This window comes from Pseudomonas sp. AC255 (assembly GCF_979258175.1).
This window is the reverse complement of record NZ_OZ409841.1, coordinates 5,151,156-5,171,445: the sequence shown is the minus strand read 5'-3', so window position 1 is coordinate 5,171,445 and position 20,290 is coordinate 5,151,156. Positions and strand designations below refer to the sequence as shown.

Sequence of the window (20,290 nt, the reverse complement as noted above, 5' to 3'; positions counted from 1 at the left end):
CTCAGATGTCTTTGTTCAAACAGCTGTTGATCGCTATCTGTCTGTTCCTGGTCGTGGCCTTCACCGGCAGCTTCATGGTCAGCCTGGAGAGCTCGCGCACCCAGTACGTCAACCAGTTGCGCTCCCACGCACAGGACGCGGCGACGGCGCTGGCGTTGTCGCTGACGCCGAATATCGACGACCCGGCGATGGTCGAGTTGCTGGTCAGTTCGATTTTCGACAGCGGTTATTACGCGAGCATCCGCGTGGTCGACGTGAAGACCGAGCAGACCATTGTCGAGCGTAGCGGTACCCCGGCGGTGAGCAACGTGCCGGACTGGTTCGTCAAATTGATCGGCCTCGAACCGGCTGGTGGCGATGCACTGGTCAGTCGTGGCTGGGAGCAGGCGGCGCGGGTCGAAGTCGTCAGCCATCCGATGTTCGCCGTGGCCAAGCTGTGGCAGAGCGCACTGGGCAGCCTTGGCTGGTTGCTGATCTGCGGTGCATTGAGTGCGGTGCTCGGCGCGCTGTTGCTGCGTCGGCAGTTGAAGCCCCTCGATTACATGGTTCAGCAGTCCCATGCGATTGCCCGCCGCGAGTTTCTCAGCCTGCCGGATCTGCCGCGCACGCCTGAATTGCGTCGCGTGGTGCAGGCGATGAATCAGATGGTCGAGAAGCTCAAGACGCTGTTTCAGGAGCAGGCCGAGCGCAGTGAAAAACTGCGTACCGAGTCCTATCAGGACAACCTCACCGGCCTGGCCAACCGCCGCTATTTCGAAATGCAACTGAACAACCGTGTGAGCAACCCGGAGCAGGCCAGTTCCGGTTATTTGCTGCTGTTGCGGGTCAAGGATCTGGCCGGGCTCAACCAGCGTCTCGGCGGCCAGCGTACCGACCAATTGCTCAAGGCTGTCGGTGAGCAACTGACCCGCGAGTGCGCCAGATATCCACAAACCCAGGACTTGGTCACGCGTATTCGCGGCGGTGAATTCGCCGTGCTGGCGCCGGGGCTGGTGCGTGAGGAAGCGCTGCAACTGGCGCAGAATCTCGACAATGCATTGAGCAGCCTGCATGCCACTGGCGCGACCGATGTGCCGGCGGTGGCTTCGATCGGGCTGGCGCCCTTCGCTCACGGCGACTCCCCGCAAGCGGTGCTGACACTGGGCGATCAGGCACTCGCGCAGGCCGAAGGGCAGGGCGAGCAGAATTGGGCGTGCATCGATCAGAGTCTGGTGGCGGAGGTCGGTGACGACCATCACGCTTGGCATCGACTGCTGGATCAGGCTTTGAGTCAGCAGCGTTTCGAGTTGTATTTCCAACCGGTGGTCGCCGCGCAGGACACGCAACTGGTGCTGCATTACAAGGTCCTGTCGCGCTTGCTCGACGAGCAGGGCCAGACCATTCCCGCCGGGCGCTTTCTGCCGTGGCTGGAGCGCTTCGGCTGGACCGCGCGACTCGATCGGCTGATGCTCGAACGCGTGCTTGATCAGATGAAAGGGCACGAGGATTCGCTGGCGCTGAACCTGTCCTCGGCGACGCTGGCCGACCCGCAGGCGCTGAACAAGGTCTTCGAGATTCTGCGCGCGCATTCCAATCTCGGCGCGCGTCTGACTCTGGAAATTGGCGAGGAGCAATTGCCTGAACAGGCGGTGCTGGAGCAGTTGACCCGACGCCTGCGCGAGCTCGGTTTCTCGCTGAGCCTGCAGCGCTTCGGCGGGCGCTTCAGCATGATCGGCAACCTGGCGCGGTTGGGTCTGGCGTATTTGAAGATCGATGGCAGCTACATTCGGGCGATCGATCAGGAGAGCGACAAGCGCCTGTTCATCGAAGCGATCCAGCGCGCGGCGCACAGCATCGATTTGCCGCTGATTGCCGAGCGGGTCGAGACTGAAGGGGAGTTGTCAGTGATTCGCGAGATGGGCTTGTATGGCGTGCAGGGGCAGTTGCTCGGTGAGCCGAAGCCTTGGGGGTGAGCCAATAAGCGCCCTCACCCTAACCCTCTCCCAGAGGGAGAGGGGACTGACCGTGGGATATTTACGAGATACGCCGACGTGCAAGAGCTCCACTGAATCCAAAATCGACTCGATCTCTCAGGTCGATGGATAGCGCAAGACACCTCGATCGGCCCCCTCTCCCTCCGGGAGAGGGCTGGGGTGAGGGTAAGCTTTGGATCCTGGGAGGATCAGATCAACCCGCCCTCATCCTCATCGATCAACTGGCTCAACCCGCCCAGCGCTTCACGTGCCTGGGTACGATCCATCAGTTTGGCCTGGGCCGCCGCTGGCAGGTCGGTGACGCGGATCACGCCTTTCTGGGTCAGCACCTGAATCAGGTCGTCGAGTACCCGAATCATTTCAAAGTCGCTCTGCTTGAGCTGTTTGAGGCTGTTTTCCACGGCTTCGTTGGCGTACCACGCCTGAATCTCATGGTTATCGGCGGGCAGCGTTTCCGTGGCCTCGGCGTACGCCGCAGCTTCCACGCGAATCAACTGGCCTTGCGCATCGCGTTGCACGTAAAACATTGAGCATCCCTCACAAATGAACAGCGTCATGCTGTCAGCAGCATAGCCAACTGCGGGCCAGTATGCGGGGCGCCGATGAAATCGTCACCGCTGCATTGCCCGCAAACGCGACGGCCGCCTCACAAGAGGCGGCCGTTGTTGTTTCAGCCTCAGCTGTTGTTGTGATCGACCTTGATGGTCGGATCGCTGCCGGCAATCAGGTTGTGCAGGTTGGCGCTCGCCCAGTTGTTGCCTTCCAGTTTGATCGTCACGTCCGGCGTGGCCGCAGCGGCATCGCCCGAGTTGAATTTGCCCGCCGAGCTGACTTGCAGCGACGACGTGCCATCCACTGTGGTGATCTTCAGGAAGTTGTCGATCGTGCTGCCGGTCTCGCCCTGCAACAGGTCGCGCAGGTCGATGCGGTCGCCTTCGCTGGCTTTGAAATCCTTGATCACATCGCTACCGGTGTCGCCCGATTTCCAGACGAAGGTGTCGCCACCGGAACCGCCAATCAGGATGTCATTGCCCTGACCGCCGATCAGCGTGTCGTTACCGGTGCCGCCGAGCAGGATGTCATTGCCTTTGCCGCCGTCGAGCAGGTCGTTGCCGCCCGAGCCGAACAGGATGTCATTGCCCGCGCCACCGAGCAGCGTGTCGTTGCCATCGTGCGCGCCGGATACATCGAACGCCTGATAGTGCTCGGTGATGTACTGGTGCACGTTGCTGGTGCTGACTTTGCTGACGTCGACGCCGGTTTCTTTGGCGACGAACGCCTGCATCGCCTGGTAACCCTCGCCGGCAATGCCGTTGAAGCTGACCAGATCGCCGAACAGGATGTCGTTGCCTTCGCCACCGTTGACGGTGTCGTTACCCGGCATCGTCGCTTCGGTATGGCCGATGATCGAGTTGGCCAGATCCTTCGGATCGATGTTGGTTTGCGGCGTTTTGTCCGAATCGTACGGCTTGAGGTCGTTGAGGCTGACGTCGTTGTTCAGGCCAATGGCTTCGACGCTCGACAACCCGCTCAACAAGGCAAAGCCGCTGGTCGAGTTGCTGGTCGTCGACGAGTTGGTGCTGTTGCCGGTACCCGCGAGGTTCGACAATTCATAAGTACCGTCGCCCTGCGCATGAATCGTGCCCAGGGTCTCGCTGCTCCAGCCCCACCACGAGTTGTAGGTTTGCAGCACAACGCTGCCAGCACTGTTGATGGTCAGGTAGTGCGAGTTGTCGATGTAGGTGCTGAACGTGTCGCCCTGCTTGTAGTTGCTGGTGTTTACCACGCTGTCGAGTTTCACGTTGCCATACAGCGTCGGGTTGGTCTGCTCGCCGGTCTGGTAGTAAGTCGGCTGGCCGTCGGTGATGAAGTACGTGAGGTTCTTCGCCCCGGTGTTGGCGACCGCATCGGCGCTCTGGAACCAGTTGGCCGTGGTCTTGAACACGTCCTCGTAGTTGGTACCGCCGCCAGAGCCCATCGAGTTGAGTACGGCTTTGAGCATCGTCAGCGCGTTCGGGTCGTTGAGATTCACCGACACCGATTTGTTGACCTGGGTATCGAAGTCCACCAGGAATATGTTCACCGTGCCCGAGTTGCTGCCGCCCAGGCTTTGCTTGAGGCTGTTGAACACCGAGGTCAGCGAGTCTTTCGCGGCGTTCAGCGACGAAGTGCTCATGCTGCCCGAGCTGTCGACCATAAACGCAATGTTGTAGTTGGTGCCCGGCACCACGGTCAGGCCGCCGATGTCAGCGACGATGATGTCGTTGGCGTCGGTGCCGATGACGTTGTCATCACCCGAGGTGGCGGTGACCGCGTTGTACACCGCAGGCACTACCGTGACCGGAATGGTCGCGGTGCTGCTCGCGGAGCCACCGACCTGTTCGGTGGACGTCGAGGTCACGGTCAGGTTGAACTGGCCGTTGTAGTAGGTCGGCGGAGTCACGGTCAGAGAGCCGAGGTTCCAGCCGGTGACGTTGGCTTCGCCATTGCTCGCGGTAACGGTGAAGGTATGCCCCGCGCCATCGCTGAGCACCGAACCGACCGGTGCGCCGCTGATCTTCACGCTCAGGGTTTCCGAGCCGTCGGTGTCGGTCAGCGCGGTGCTGATTGCCGACAGTTTCACCGTGGTGCCTTCAGCGCCGGTGTTGAGCTTGTAGCCGTCGTAATAACCTTCGCCGTTGGTGCCGTGCAGATCGGAGACGGTCACGCCCGAGTTGATCAGATCCTGCACACCGGTGTAGATCGGCACGCCGGCGTTGCTCAGATCGATTGGCGTGCCGCCGTTGACCGACAGGTTGACGTCGTAGCTGCCCGGGCCGCTCTGATTGTGGTGGTAGATGTCGAGCGTGTAGTAACCGCTGGTGGTCGGGGTGAACGAGCCGTTGATCGCACCCCCGCGCCCCAGGTACCCGACGCCACGTTCTTGCCGCCGATGGTGATCAGCAGGCTGTCATCGGCCACGCCGCTGAAGCTGTAGGTCTTGCCGGCTTCCAGGTAGATCAGGCCCGAGGTCTTCGACGCCGTACCGGCGGCGACACTGCCGTCAGACTGCACGTTGGTGACGTTGCCACTGGAGTTCGGTTTGCCGGCGGCGTCGATGACGTTTTTCAGGGTGGTCGAATTCGCCCCGCTGCCGTCAGTGCCCAGCCCCGAGAGACCGGTCCAGACTTCCTTGATCAGGCCGGTGGATTTAACGCTGTTGTCAGCCACGGCTACGGTCGGCGCATCCGCCACTGGCGTGATGTCGATCTTCACCGTGCCGGTGCTGCCCAGCGCCTGGCCATCGGTAGGCTGGAACTTGATCTGTGCGTAGTCCGCCTGATTGTTGCCCAGACCGGTGCCGCCGTAACCGTTGGTGCCCGACTCGTTGGCATCCGGCAGGAAGCGCAGCTTGCCGGCGTCGATGTCGGCCTTGCTGAAGGTCTGGTTGTTGGCAACATCCTTCCAGGTCGAGCCGTCCAGATACTGCAGTTTGCCCTCGCCCGGCAGCTGCGTGATCTTGATACCGAGGCTGCTCGCCGGGCTGTCGACATCGCTGACGCCGAAGGTCGACCAGCCGAGTACCAGCGGCGTGTCTTCGTTGCCGGTGACATTGCTCGGCGCAGCAACCGGTGCATCGTTGACCGCCACCACGTTGACCGTGGTCGTCGCCGTGTTCGAGTAGTTGCCGCCATCGGTCACCGTCACGGTGATGACGCGCGGCACAGTGCTCGGGTTTTCGCTGCTGTTGGTGAAGCTGATGTTCTTGATGGCCTGCATGTAGTCGGCCAGGGTCGCGTTACCCGAGAGGGTCAGGGTTACCGTGCCGTTGGTGCTGTTGGCATTGATGGTGATGCCGTTGACGCTATTGCCCAGATTCAGCGCATCGCCGTCCTGACGGTTGGTCAGCACCACAGTGGCGCCGGTCAGCATCGTGCTGTCCGGGTCGGTGATGCTGATGTCGGTGTCAGCGATCGACACGCCGGCGCCCGGGGTGTTCTCGGTGAACGTCACCTTGTAATCGGCACCGGTCGCACCGCTGGAGTTGTTGGCATCCAGATCCAGCACCGGTGGCGCATCATTGTCGATGATCGAGGTGCTGACGCTGCCATTGGTGCTGCTGACCGCGAGGTTCTCGAAGTTGCCACCGGTAGCCGAATCGATCTTGACCACGAAGTTCTCGGTGCCTTCGGTGATCTTGTCATCGAGGGTGGCGACGTTGAACTGCGCGCTGCTGGCGCCCGCCGGGATCTTCACGGTGTACACGCCGGTGAAGTCCGAACCGTCGGCAGCAGTGCCGCTGTAGACGATTTTCAGGGTCACTTCGGTCTGCGCCGGGTGATTGAGGCTCACGGTATAGCTGGCGGTCTGGCCTTCGGTCACCGAGCTGCTGCCGGTGATGCTGACGGTGGTGGTGTCGACGGTGTCGGTGACGCTGGTCACCGCTGGCGTGGTGCTCGGTACCAGTTTTTCGAAGCTGCCTCCGGTGGCGCTGCTGATGGTCGCCTGCACGGTGCCGGCGTCTTTGTAGACGTCGTCAGCTGGCGCTGGAACGTTCACGGTGCCGGTGGTTTCGCCCGCTTTGATGGTGATCACGGCACCGTTCGACAGGGTCACGGTCACAGGCGATCCTGCGGCGTTGGTCAACGTTGCGGTGTAAGTGATCTGGCCACCTTCGGCCACGGAGCCGGTTGCGCTCAGTGACAGATTGGTGGTGTCGACGGTGTCGGTCACGGTGGTGCTGACCGGAGTCTTGTCGGCGACGAGGTTTTCGAAATTGCCGCCGCTGACGTTGGTAATCGAGTTGGTCAGCGGAGCGTTGCCGGTCAACGCATCGTTCGGTGCGACGGCAGTTACGGTGCCGGTAGTCTGGCCGACCGCGATGGTGATGTTCTGGCCGTTGGCCAAAGTGACCACCACTGGCGAACCGGTGACGGGTGCGCCGACGGTTGCGGTGTAGACGACGTTGCCGCCTTCGGCCGCTGTGGCGGTTGCGCTCAGTTTTACGGTGGTGGTGTCGATGGTGTCGGTGACGCTGGTCACTGCTGGCGTGGTGCTCGGTACCAGGTTTTCGAAGTTGCCACCGATAGCTTTGCTGATGGTCGCCTGCACGGAGCCGGCGTCTTTGTAGACGTCATCGGACGGGGCCGGAACGGTTGCGGTGCCGGTGGTTTCGCCAGCCTTGATGGTGATCACAGCGCCGTTCGACAAGGTCACGGTCACTGGCGAACCAGCGGCGTTGGTCAGGGTCGCGGTGTAGGTGATCTGGCCACCTTCGGCCACCGAGTTGGTGGCGCTCAAGGACAGGTTGGTGGTGTCGACGGTGTCGGTCACGGTGGTGCTGACCGGGGTCTTGTCGGCGACGAGATTCTCGAAATTGCCGCCGCTGACGTTGGTGATCGCATTGGTGATCGGAGCGTTGCCAGTCAGCGCATCGTTCGCAGCAACAGCGGTTGCAGTGCCAGTAGTCTGGCCGACGCCGATGGTGATGGTCTGGCCGTTGGCCAGAGTTACCACAACTGGCGAGCCGGTGACCGGAGCGCCGACGGTGGCGGTGTAGGTCACGGTGCCGCCTTCAGCTACCGAAGTGTCAGCGGTCAGTTTGACGGTCGAAGTGTCGATGGTGTCAGTGACTGTCGTCACGGCCGGAGCAGTGCTTGGTACCAGGTTTTCGAAATTACCACCGGTAGCGCTAGTGATCGTCGCCTGCACAGAACCGGCGTCTTTGTAGACGTCGTCGGACGGTGCAGGAACAGTTGCGGTGCCGGTGGTTTCACCAGCCTTGATAGTGATGACAGCGCCGTTCGACAAGGTGACTGTCACAGGCGAGCCAGCGGCGTTGGTCAGGGTCGCGGTGTAGGTGATCTGGCCACCTTCGGCCACCGAGTTGGTGGCGCTCAAGGACAGATTGGTGGTGTCGACGGTGTCGGTCACGGTGGTGCTGACCGGGGTCTTGTCGGCGACGAGATTTTCGAAGTTGCCGCCGCTGACGTTGGTGATCGCATTGGTGATCGGCGCATGGCCGGTCAGCGCATCGTTCGACGCAACAGCAGTTGCAGTGCCAGTAGTCTGGCCGACACCGATGGTTATGGTCTGGCCGTTGGCCAGAGTTACCACAACTGGCGAGCCGGTGACTGGCGCGCCGACGGTGGCGGTGTAAGTCACGGTGCCGCCTTCAGCCACCGATGTATCGGCGGTCAATTTGACGGTCGACGTATCGATGGTGTCGGTGACTGTCGTCACGGCCGGAGCAGTGCTCGGTACCAGGTTCTCGAAGTTACCGCCGGTAGCGCTTGTGATCGTCGCCTGCACCGAACCGGCATCTTTGTAGACGTCGTCGGACGGTGCAGGAACAGTTGCGGTGCCGGTGGTTTCGCCAGCCTTGATGGTGATCACAGCGCCGTTCGACAAGGTCACGGTCACTGGCGAACCAGCGGCGTTGGTCAAGGTCGCGGTGTAAGTGATCTGGCCACCTTCGGCTACCGAACCGGTCGCACTCAGCGACAGATTGGTAGTGTCGGAAACGTCGGTGACAGTGGTCGAAACCGGTGTTTTATCCGCCACCAGATCTTCGAAATTGCCGCCGCTCACGCCAGTGATCGAGTTGGTGATCGGAGCATTACCGGCCAACGCATCGTTCGCAGCAACAGCAGTTGCAGTGCCAGTAGTCTGGCCGACGCCGATGGTGATGGTCTGGCCGTTGGCCAGAGTTACAACCACTGGCGAGCCGGTGACTGGCGCGCCGACGGTGGCGGTGTAAGTCACGGTGCCGCCTTCAGTTACCGAAGTATCAGCAGTCAGTTTGACGGTCGAAGTGTCGATGGTGTCGGTGACTGTCGTCACGGCCGGAGCAGTGCTCGGTACCAGGTTCTCGAAGTTGCCACCGGTAGCGCTGGTGATCGTTGCCTGGACGGAACCGGCATCTTTGTAGACGTCATCGGACGGTGCCGGAACGGTCACATTACCGCTGGTTTCGCCAGCCTTGATGGTGATCACAGCACCGTTCGACAGGGTCACGGTCACTGGCGAGCCAGCGGCGTTGGTCAGCGTAGCGGTGTAAACGATCGAGCCACCTTCAGCCACGGAGCCGGTCGCACTCAGCGACAGGTTGGTGGTGTCGGTAACGTCCGTGACAGAAGTCGAAACTGGAGTTTTGTCCGCCACCAGATCTTCGAAGTTGCCACCGGTTACGCCAGTGATCGAGTTGGTGATCGGGGCGTTGCCGGTCAGCGCATCGTTCGCAGCAACAGCGGTTGCAGTGCCAGTAGTCTGGCCGACACCGATGGTGATGGTCTGGCCGTTGGCCAGAGTTACCACAACTGGCGAGCCGGTGACCGGAGCGCCGACTGTGGCGGTGTAGGTCACGGTGCCGCCTTCAGCCACCGAAGTGTCAGCGGTCAGTTTGACGGTCGAAGTGTCGATGGTGTCAGTGACTGTCGTCACGGCCGGAGCAGTGCTTGGTACCAGGTTTTCGAAATTACCACCGGTAGCGCTAGTGATCGTCGCCTGCACAGAACCGGCGTCTTTGTAGACGTCGTCGGACGGTGCAGGAACAGTTGCGGTGCCGGTGGTTTCACCAGCCTTGATAGTGATGACAGCGCCGTTCGACAAGGTGACTGTCACAGGCGAGCCAGCGGCGTTGGTCAGGGTCGCGGTGTAGGTGATCTGGCCACCTTCGGCCACGGAACCGGTCGCACTCAGCGACAGATTGGTAGTGTCGGAAACGTCGGTGACAGTGGTCGAAACCGGTGTTTTATCCGCCACCAGATCTTCGAAATTGCCGCCGCTCACGCCAGTGATCGAGTTGGTGATCGGAGCATTACCGGCCAACGCATCGTTCGCAGCAACAGCAGTTGCAGTGCCAGTAGTCTGGCCGACGCCGATGGTGATGGTCTGGCCGTTGGCCAGAGTTACAACCACTGGCGAGCCGGTGACTGGCGCGCCGACGGTGGCGGTGTAAGTCACGGTGCCGCCTTCAGTTACCGAAGTATCAGCAGTCAGTTTGACGGTCGAAGTGTCGATGGTGTCGGTGACTGTCGTCACGGCCGGAGCAGTGCTCGGTACCAGGTTCTCGAAGTTGCCACCGGTAGCGCTGGTGATCGTTGCCTGGACGGAACCGGCATCTTTGTAGACGTCATCGGACGGTGCCGGAACGGTCACATTACCGCTGGTTTCGCCAGCCTTGATGGTGATCACAGCACCGTTCGACAGGGTCACGGTCACTGGCGAGCCAGCGGCGTTGGTCAGCGTAGCGGTGTAAACGATCGAGCCACCTTCAGCCACGGAGCCGGTCGCACTCAGCGACAGGTTGGTGGTGTCGGTAACGTCCGTGACAGAAGTCGAAACTGGAGTTTTGTCTGCAACCAGATCTTCGAAATTGCCGCCAGTTACGCCAGTGATCGAGTTGGTGATCGGGGCGTTGCCGGTCAGCGCATCGTTCGCAGCAACAGCGGTTGCAGTGCCAGTAGTCTGGCCGACACCGATGGTGATGGTCTGGCCGTTGGCCAGAGTTACCACAACTGGCGAGCCGGTGACCGGAGCGCCGACGGTGGCGGTGTAGGTCACGGTGCCGCCTTCAGCCACCGAAGTGTCGGCGGTCAGTTTGACGGTCGAGGTATCGATGGTGTCGGTGACAGTCGTCACGGCCGGAGCTGTGCTCGGTACCAAGTTCTCGAAGTTGCCACCGGTAGCGCTAGTGATCGTCGCCTGCACAGAACCGGCATCTTTGTAGACGTCATCGGACGGTGCCGGAACAGTTGCGGTGCCGGTGGTTTCGCCAGCCTTGATGGTGATCACAGCACCGTTCGACAGGGTCACGGTCACTGGCGAGCCAGCGGCGTTGGTCAGCGTAGCGGTGTAAACGATCGAGCCACCTTCGGCCACGGAACCGGTCGCACTCAGCGACAGGTTGGTGGTGTCGGTAACGTCCGTGACAGAAGTTGAAACTGGAGTTTTGTCCGCCACCAGATCTTCGAAGTTGCCGCCGCTCACGCCAGTGATCGAGTTGGTGATCGGAGCATTACCGGCCAACGCATCGTTCGCAGCAACAGCAGTTGCAGTGCCAGTGGTCTGGCCGACGCCGATGGTGATGGTCTGACCGTTGGCCAGAATTACCACAACAGGCGAACCAGTAACTGGCGCACCAACGGTGGCGGTGTAAGTCACGGTGCCGCCTTCAGCGACCGAGGTATCGGCGGTCAGTTTGACCGTCGACGTATCGATGGTGTCGGTGACTGTCGTCACGGCCGGAGCAGTGCTCGGTACCAGGTTCTCGAAGTTACCGCCGGTAGCGCTTGTGATCGTCGCCTGCACCGAACCGGCATCTTTGTAGACGTCGTCGGACGGTGCAGGAACAGTTGCGGTGCCGGTGGTTTCGCCAGCCTTGATGGTGATCACAGCGCCGTTCGACAAGGTCACGGTCACTGGCGAACCAGCGGCGTTGGTCAGCGTAGCGGTGTAAACGATCGAGCCACCTTCAGCCACGGAGCCGGTCGCACTCAGCGACAGGTTGGTGGTGTCGGTAACGTCCGTGACAGAAGTCGAAACTGGAGTTTTGTCCGCCACCAGATCTTCGAAGTTGCCACCGGTTACGCCAGTGATCGAGTTGGTGATCGGGGCGTTGCCGGTCAGCGCATCGTTCGCAGCAACAGCGGTTGCAGTGCCAGTAGTCTGGCCGACACCGATGGTGATGGTCTGGCCGTTGGCCAGAGTTACCACAACTGGCGAGCCAGTAACTGGCGCACCAACGGTGGCGGTGTAAGTCACGGTGCCGCCTTCGGCTACCGAAGTATCGGCGGTCAGTTTGACGGTCGAAGTGTCGATGGTATCGGTGACATTGGTCACCGCTGGAACCGCGCTTGGCACCAGGTTCTCGAAGTTGCCGCCGGTCGCACTCTCGATGGTCACTTCGACTTTGCCGGCATCTTTATAGACGTCGTCTTTCGGTGCGTCGACGGTCACGGTGCCGGTGGTTTTGCCTGCATCAATAGTGATCGTGGCGCCGTTCGACAGGGTCACGGTCACCGGTGTGCCGGCCGGGTTGGTCAGCGTTGCGGTGTAAGTGATCTGGCCGCCTTCGGCGACCGAATCGCTGGCGGTCAGGTTCAGGTTGGTGGTGTCGGTGGTGTCGGAAACCACGGTGTCTGCGGACTTGCCGTCGACCACCAGTTTTTCGTAATTGCCACCCGTGGCGCCATCAATGGTCACGCTCAAGGAGCTGCCGCCCGCCAGCGGGCTGTTCGGCGCGACGTAGTTGACGCTGCCGGTGGTTTCGCCAACGGCGATGGTGATGGTCTGGCCGTTGGACAGGCTGACGGTGACCGGCGAACCGGTCACTGGCGCGCCCACCGTGGCGGTGTAGACCACGGTTTCGCCTTCAGCGACGTTCGCAGTGGCGCTCAGCGACACGGTGGTGGTGTCGATGGTGTCGTTGACCGTGGTTACCGCCGGCGCTGTGCTGGTGACGAGGTTTTCGAAGTTGCCGCCGGTTGCGCTCTGGATGGTCGCTTCAACGCTGCCGGCGTCTTTGTAGACGTCATCTTTCGGTGCATCGACGGTCACGGTGCCGGTGGTTTTGCCGGCCTCGATGAGGATGGTCGCACCGTTCGACAGGGTCACGGTGACCGGTGTGCCGGCGGCGTTACTCAGGGTTGCGGTGTAGGTAATCTGGCCGCCTTCGTTCACCGCGCCGGTCGCGCTGAGCGACAGGTTGGTGGTGTCGACGGTGTCGGTCACGGTGGTGCTGACCGGGGTCTGGTCGGCGACAAGATTTTCGAAATTACCGCCGCTGACGTTGGTGATCGAGTTGGTCAGCGGCGCGTGGCCGGCGAGGACGTCGTTCGGCGCGGTGGTGCTCACGCTGCCGCTGGTCTTGCCGACTTCGATAGTGATGTTCTGACCATTGGCCAGGGTGACGACCACAGGCGATCCGGTGACCGGCGCGCCGACGGTGGCGGTGTAGGTGACAGTGCCACCTTCGGCCGCGGTTTCGGTGGCGGTCAGTTTGACCGTCGAGGTGTCGACGGTGTCGGTGACATCAGTGACCGCTGGCGTGGTGCTTGGCACCAGGTTTTCGAAGTTGCCGCCGGTGGCGTCCTTGATCGTGACTTCAACTTTGCCAGCGTCTTTATAGACATCGTCGGCAGGTGCCGGAACGGTGACGGTGCCGGTGGATTTGCCGGCCTCAATGGTGATCACCGCGCCGTTGCTCAGATTAACGGTCACCGGGGTACCGGCCGGGTTGCTCAGGGTCGCGGTGTAGACAATCGAACCGCCCTCGGCCACGGAGCCGGTCGCGGACAGCGACAGGTTGGTGGTGTCGGCGACGTCGGTTACCGAGGTCACCGCCGGGGTTTGGTCGGCGACGAGATTTTCGTAATTGCCACCGCTGGCGCCGTCGATTTTCACGCTCAGGGTGTTGCCGCCGGCCTGTGCATCGTTCGGCGCGGTGAAGTTGACGCTGGCGCTGCTGGCGCCGACCGGAATGGTGATGGTCTGGCCGTTGGACAGGGTCACCAGCACTGGCGAACCGGTGACCGGGGCGGTCACGGACGCGGTGTATACAACCACGCCGCCTTCTACCGCGCTGGCGCTGGCGGTCAGCGCAACGGTGCTGTTGTCGATGGTGTCGGTGACATCAGTTACCGCAGGCGTCTTGTCGATCACCAGATTTTCAAAGTTGCCGCCGCTGGTCTTGGTGATGTTCGCATCGACCTTGCCGGCGTCCTTGTACACATCATCGCCAGGCGCGGCGACGGTCGCAGTGCCAGTGCTCGCGCCTTTGGCAATGTTGATCACCGCGCCGTTGCTCAGGGTCACGCTCATGGCGGTGCCGGCCGGATTGCTCAGGGTGGCGGTGTAGACGATCGAGCCGCCCTCGGCAACGCTGCCGGTGGCGCTCAGGCTGATGTTGGTGGTGTCGACGGCGTCGGTGACTTTGGTCACCACAGCCGAACGATCGGCCTCGACGCGCTCGAAATTGCCGCCGCTGTGGCTGGCGATCGCCGTCCGCACGTTGCTGCCATCGATGTACGGCGTATTGGCGGGCGCCGGGAAATTCACCGAGCCGCTGGTAGCACCGGCCGCGATGTTGATCACCGCGCCGTTGGCCAGGGTCACGGTCATCGCAGTGCCGGCCGGGTTGCTCAGGGTCGCGGTGTAGGTGATCTGGCCACCTTCGCTGACGGTATCGCTGGCGGTCAGGGTCAGTGCGGTTGTGTCGACGGTGTCGTTGACCGTGGTGCTGACCGGAGTCTTGCTGACGTCGAGTTTCTCGAAGTTGCCGCCGCTGGCATCGGTCATGGTTACGGTGAGCTTGCTGACGTCCTTGTAGACGTCATCGCTCGGTGCGGCAATCGTCACCGAACCGCTGGTCTTGCCGGCTTCGATGGTGATGGTCTGGCCATTGCTCAGGTTGACGGTCACCGGCGTCTGCGCGGCGTTGGTCAGCGTTGCGGTGTAAGTGATCGAAGAGCCTTCGAGCACATAGCTTTCTGCGCTGAGGGTCAGGTGCGTGGTGTTGATCGTGTCGGCAACATTGGTCACCGCAGGCGTAGTGCTCGGCACCAGATTTTCGAAGTTGCCACCGGTGGCGTCCTTGATGGTCACTTCGACTTTGCCGGCGTCTTTGTAGACGTCGTCGGCAGGTGCCGGAACGGTCACGGTGCCGGTGGTCTTGCCCGCTTCAATGGTGATGACCGAACCGTTGCTCAGATTGACGGTTACCGGCGTGCCGGCCGGGTTGCTCAGCGTCGCGGTGTAGGTGATCTGCCCGCCTTCGTTGACGTTGCCGGTGGCAGTCAGCGCGACGCTGGTGGTGTCGACGGTGTCGGTGACAGTGGTGCTGACCGGGGTCTTGTCGGCGACCAGATTCTCGTAGTTGCCGCCGCTGACGTTGGTGATCGAGTTGGTCAGCGGTGCGTGACCGATCTGCACGTCATTCGATACCGGGGCGGTAACGCTGCCGGTGGTCTGGCCGACGGCGATGGTGATGTTCTGGCCGTTAGCCAAGGTCACGACCACAGGCGAGCCGGTGACTGGCGCGCCGACGGTGGCGGTGTAAGTCACGGTGCCGCCTTCAGCGACCGAGGTGTCGGCGGTCAATTTGACCGTCGAGGTGTCGATGGTGTCGGTGACTTGAGTGACCGCTGGCGTGGTGCTCGGAACGAGGTTCTCGAAGTTGCCGCCGGTGGCGCTGGTGATGGTGGCCTGCACGGAGCCGGCGTCTTTGTAGACGTCGTCGGACGGAGCCGGGAAGCTCACATTACCGCTGGTTTCGCCTGCCTTGATGGTGATGACGGCGCCGTTCGACAAGGTCACGGTCACTGGCGAACCAGCAGCATTGGTCAAAGTGGCGGTGTAAGTGATCTGGCCGCCTTCAGCGACGGAAGCGGTCGCACTCAGCGACAGATTGGTGGTGTCGGCCACGTCGGTGACGGTGGTCGAAACTGGAGTTTTGTCCGCCACCAGATTTTCGTAGTTGCCACCGGTTACGCCAGTGATCGAATTGGTCAGCGGAGCGTTGCCGGTCAAGGCATCGTTCGGTGCGGTGTAGGTGATGGAGCCAGTGGTCTGGCCGACGCCAATGGTGATGTTCTGGCCGTTGGCCAACGTCACGACCACAGGCGAGCCGGTGACTGGCGCGCCGACGGTGGCGGTGTAAGTCACGGTGCCGCCTTCGGCAACCGAGGTGTCTGCGGTCAGCTTCACTGTCGAGGTATCGACGGTGTCAGTGATTTCGGTCACTGCTGGCGTAGTGTTCGGCACCAGATTTTCGAAGTTGCCGCCGGTGGCGTCCTTGATGCTGACTTCGACCTGGCCGGCGTCTTTGTAGACGTCATCGGCCGGCGCTGGAACGGTAACGGTGCCCGTGGTTTTGCCGGCATCAATGGTGATCACCGAGCCGTTGCTCAGGGTCACGGTTACCGGGGTGCCGGCCGGATTCGTCAGCGTGGCGGTGTAGGTGATCTGGCCACCCTCGGCCACAGAGTCGGTGGCGCTGAGGCTCAGGCCAGTGTCATCCACCGAATCGGTGACGGTGGTGACCGCAGGCGTGTTGCTTGGCACCAGGTTTTCGAAGTTGCCACCGGTAGCGCCAGTGATCGTGGTGCTGACGGTACTGCCATTGTTGTAAACGTCATTGGCCGCAGTCGGCACGTTGACGGTGCCCACGGTTTCGCCGGCCGCGATGGTGATGGTCGAACCGTTCGACAGGGTGACGGTAACCGGCGTCTGCGCCGGATTAGTCAGTGTCGCGGTGTAGGTGATCTGACCGCCTTCAACGATGTTGTTGGTCGCGGTCAGGGTCAGGCCGGTGTTGTCGACCGAATCTGTGATGGTGGTAACGGCTGGTGTGGTGTTCGGCACCAGGTTTTCGAAGTTGCCACCGGTAGCGCCAGTGATCGTGGTGCTGACGGTGCTGCCATTGTTGTAGACGTCACTGGCCGCTGTTGGCACGTTGACGGTGCCGACGGTTTCGCCAGCAGCAATGGTGATGGTCGAACCGTTGGACAGAGTGACGGTTACCGGGGTTTGTGCCGGATTGGTCAGTGTCGCGGTGTAAGTGATTTGACCGCCTTCGACGACGTTATTCGTCGCAGCCAGGGTCAGACCGGTGTTGTCGACCGAATCGGTGATCGTGGTAACGGCAGGTGTGGTGTTCGGCACCAGGTTTTCGAAATTGCCACCGGTTGCACCAGTGATCGTGGTGCTGACGGTGCCGCCATTGTTGTAGACGTCGTTGGCCGCAGTCGGCACGTTGACGGTGCCCACGGTTTCGCCAGCCGCGATGGTGATGGTCGAACCGTTGGACAGAGTGACGGTTACCGGCGTCTGCGCTGGATTAGTCAGCGTCGCGGTGTAGGTGACCTGGCCGCCTTCGACGACGTTATTCGTCGCAGTCAGGGTCAGACCGGTGTTGTCGACCGAATCGGTGATCGTGGTAACGGCAGGTGTGGTGTTTGGCACCAGGTTTTCGAAATTGCCACCGGTAGCGCCAGTGATCGTGGTGCTGACGGTGCTGCCATTGTTGTAGACGTCGTTGGCCGCTGTGGGCACGTTGACGGTGCCGACGGTCTCGCCAGCCGCGATGGTGATGGTCGAACCGTTGGACAGAGTGACGGTTACCGGGGTTTGTGCCGGGTTGGTCAACGTCGCGGTGTAAGTGATCTGGCCGCCTTCGACGACGTTATTCGTCGCAGTCAGGGTCAGACCGGTGTTGTCGACCGAATCGGTGATCGTGGTAACGGCAGGTGTGGTGTTTGGCACCAGGTTTTCGAAGTTGCCGCCGGTAGCGCCAGTGATGGTGGTGCTGACGGTGCTGCCGTTGTTGTAGACGTCATTGGCCGCTGTTGGCACGTTGACGGTGCCCACGGTTTCGCCAGCAGCAATGGTGATGGTCGAACCGTTGGACAGAGTGACGGTTACCGGGGTTTGTGCCGGATTGGTCAGTGTCGCGGTGTAAGTGATTTGACCGCCTTCGACGACGTTATTCGTCGCAGTCAGGGTCAGACCGGTGTTGTCGACCGAATCGGTGATGGTGGTGACCGCAGGCGTGTTGCTTGGCACCAGGTTTTCGAAGTTGCCACCGGTAGCGCCAGTGATCGTGGTGCTGACGGTACTGCCATTGTTGTAAACGTCATTGGCCGCAGTCGGCACGTTGACGGTGCCCACGGTTTCGCCAGCCGCAATGGTGATGGTCGAACCGTTGGACAGGGTGACGGTAACCGGCGTCTGCGCCGGATTAGTCAGTGTCGCGGTGTAGGTGATCTGACCGCCTTCAACGATATTGTTGGTCGCTGTCAGGGTCAGGCCAGTGTCATCCACCGAATCGGTGATGGTGGTGACCGCAGGCGTGTTGCTTGGCACCAGGTTTTCGAAGTTGCCACCGGTAGCGCCAGTGATCGTGGTGCTGACGGTACTGCCATTGTTGTAAACGTCATTGGCCGCAGTCGGCACGTTGACGGTGCCCACGGTTTCGCCGGCCGCGATGGTGATGGTCGAACCGTTCGACAGGGTGACGGTAACCGGCGTCTGCGCCGGATTAGTCAGTGTCGCGGTGTAGGTGATCTGACCGCCTTCAACGATGTTGTTGGTCGCGGTCAGGGTCAGGCCGGTGTTGTCGACCGAATCTGTGATGGTGGTAACGGCTGGTGTGGTGTTCGGCACCAGGTTTTCGAAGTTGCCACCGGTAGCGCCAGTGATCGTGGTGCTGACGGTGCTGCCATTGTTGTAGACGTCATTGGCCGCTGTTGGCACGTTGACGGTGCCGACGGTTTCGCCGGCTGCAATGGTGATGGTCGAACCGTTGGACAGAGTGACGGTTACCGGGGTTTGCGCCGGGTTGGTCAACGTGGCGGTGTAAGTGATCTGACCGCCTTCAACGATATTGTTGGTCGCAGTCAGCGTCAGACCGGTGTTGTCGACCGAATCGGTGATCGTGGTGACCGCAGGCGTGTTGCTTGGCACCAGGTTTTCAAAGTTGCCGCCGGTAGCGCCAGTGATCGTGGTGCTGACGGTGCCGCCATTGTTGTAGACGTCGTTGGCCGCTGTGGGCACGTTGACGGTGCCGACGGTTTCGCCCGCAGCAATTGTGATGGTCGAGCCGTTGGACAGCGTGACGGTTACCGGGGTCTGCGCCGGGTTGGTCAACGTCGCGGTGTAAGTGATCTGACCGCCTTCAACGATATTGTTGGTCGCAGTCAGCGTCAGGCCGGTGTTGTCGACCGAATCGGTGATGGTGGTGACCGCAGGCGTGTTGCTTGGCACCAAGTTTTCGAAATTGCCACCGGTTGCACCAGTGATCGTGGTGCTGACGGTGCCGCCATTGTTGTAGACGTCGTTGGCCGCAGTCGGCACGTTGACGGTGCCCACGGTTTCGCCAGCCGCGATGGTGATGGTCGAACCGTTGGACAGAGTGACGGTTACCGGCGTTTGCGCTGGATTAGTCAGTGTCGCTGTGTAGGTGATCTGGCCGCCTTCGACGATGTTGTTGGTCGCGGTCAGCGTGAGGCCGGTGTTATCAACCGAGTCTGTGATGGTGGTAACGGCTGGTGTCGGGTTCGGCACCAGATTTTCGAAGTTGCCGCCGGTAGCCCCGGTGATCGTGGTCGTAACGGTGCTGCCATTGTTGTAAACGTCATTGGCTGGGGTCGGCACGTTGACGGTGCCGGTAGTCTGGCCAGCGCCAATGGTAATGGTCGAGCCATTCGACAGCGTGACGGTAACCGGAGTTTGCGCCGGGTTAGTCAGCGTCGCGGTGTAAGTGATCTGACCGCCTTCGGTCACGCTCGAACCAGCCGTCAACGTGACGGTAGTGGTGTCGACGGTGTCGGTGACTTGCGTGGTCGCCGGGATAGTCGGCGGGGTCACGGTGATGCCGTTGCCGCCGCTGGTGCCAGTGACGGTCACGTCGATCTGGGTCGGGTCGTTATAGACAGTGTCGTTCGGCGCCAGCGGCACGTTGACGGTGCCGGTGGTGGCGCCGGCGGGAATGACGATGACTGCGCCGTTGGACAGGGTGATAGTCAGGTCGGTCAGCGGCGCCTGGGTCAGGGTCGCGGTGTACACCAGCACGCCGCCGGCTTCGGTGATGGTCGGCGTGGCGCTGAGGCTCAGGGTCGAGTCACGCAGTGCGTTGGTGGTGGTGTCGGTGGTCAGGCCGCCCGTGGTGTCCTGCGCGACTTGCCCGGCAGAATTGATGCCCGCCGTGGGGAAGCCAATGGTCGGATCGACGCGGCCAGCGGTGGCGTCGAGCATGACGAAGCTGTGACCGCCGCCGGCAGCACCACCGGTACCTGCGGCGGTCGGGCCGGCCGCGGTGGATTCGAGTGCGGTGGTCGGGTCGACACCGGCGGCGATGGCTTGCTGCAGTTCTTCTACAGAAGGCGCAGCCTGCGCCGTGGCTTCGGCCAGGTCAGTGCTGGAGTCAGGCGAGCTGGCGCTCCACTGGGTGTCACGGCCCAGATCGAGCATGCGGCCATCGGCCAGTTCCAGCGACACCGCGCCGGACAGACCGGTATCGATCTGGTCGCCGACATACAGGCGATCGCCTTCAACGAGTACGCGACGCACGCCCTCTGGGGACACCACGAAAACCTGACCGACAATGCTTTTGACGACGGCAACAACACTGCTCATTGAAGACTCTCCGGGGTGTCACATTCAGTTGACTTCCATGGACCTGACGGGCGTCGGCGCCACTTCAGTCTGGACGTACTTTCTATAAATGGATAACTTATTGACGCTGTATTTCCGTCAATAATCTGGCTATAAATTATCGCGATTAACTTTATGCCAAACTATTGACCTTCTGGGAGCCATCCTAAACAATCGCCCCACTA

General features: G+C 61.5%; 4 protein-coding genes. 1 reads left to right on the top strand and 3 read right to left on the bottom strand.

Annotation, left to right across the window (positions count from 1 at the left end; all coding sequences use genetic code 11):
* The first annotated feature begins 5 nt into the window (after window positions 1-5).
* Complete coding sequence (lapD, locus tag ACZZ0K_RS23235) at window positions 6-1,952, top strand: cyclic di-GMP receptor LapD (RefSeq protein ID WP_252868571.1); 1,947 nt, start codon at window positions 6-8, stop codon at window positions 1,950-1,952.
* Between the two features lie 209 nt (window positions 1,953-2,161).
* Here lapD and ACZZ0K_RS23230 read toward each other — a convergent pair whose 3' ends face one another.
* From ACZZ0K_RS23230 to ACZZ0K_RS23220, 3 genes are all read right to left on the bottom strand, one after another.
* A complete protein-coding gene (locus tag ACZZ0K_RS23230) occupies window positions 2,162-2,500 on the bottom strand; it encodes a hypothetical protein (protein ID WP_016772279.1) in 339 nt (112 codons plus the stop codon).
* A gap of 149 nt (window positions 2,501-2,649) precedes the next feature.
* Window positions 2,650-4,722: a type I secretion C-terminal target domain-containing protein gene (locus ACZZ0K_RS23225; protein WP_463559429.1), complete on the bottom strand. Its 2,073-nt coding sequence runs from the start codon at window positions 4,720-4,722 to the stop codon at window positions 2,650-2,652.
* A gap of 11 nt (window positions 4,723-4,733) precedes the next feature.
* Window positions 4,734-20,087 carry an immunoglobulin-like domain-containing protein gene (locus ACZZ0K_RS23220; protein ID WP_463559427.1) on the bottom strand — a complete coding sequence of 5,118 codons (15,354 nt, stop codon included), beginning with the start codon at window positions 20,085-20,087 and terminating at the stop codon, window positions 4,734-4,736.
* Window positions 20,088-20,290: the final 203 nt, after the last annotated feature.

Bases quoted from the DNA above. Each gene is read 5' to 3' on its own strand.
- lapD (WP_252868571.1), top strand. From the start codon at position 6: ATGTCTTTGTTCAAACAGCTGTTGATCGCTATCTGTCTGTTCCTGGTC.
- ACZZ0K_RS23230 (WP_016772279.1), bottom strand. From the start codon at position 2,500: ATGTTTTACGTGCAACGCGATGCGCAAGGCCAGTTGATTCGCGTGGAA.
- ACZZ0K_RS23220 (WP_463559427.1), bottom strand. From the start codon at position 20,087: ATGAGCAGTGTTGTTGCCGTCGTCAAAAGCATTGTCGGTCAGGTTTTC.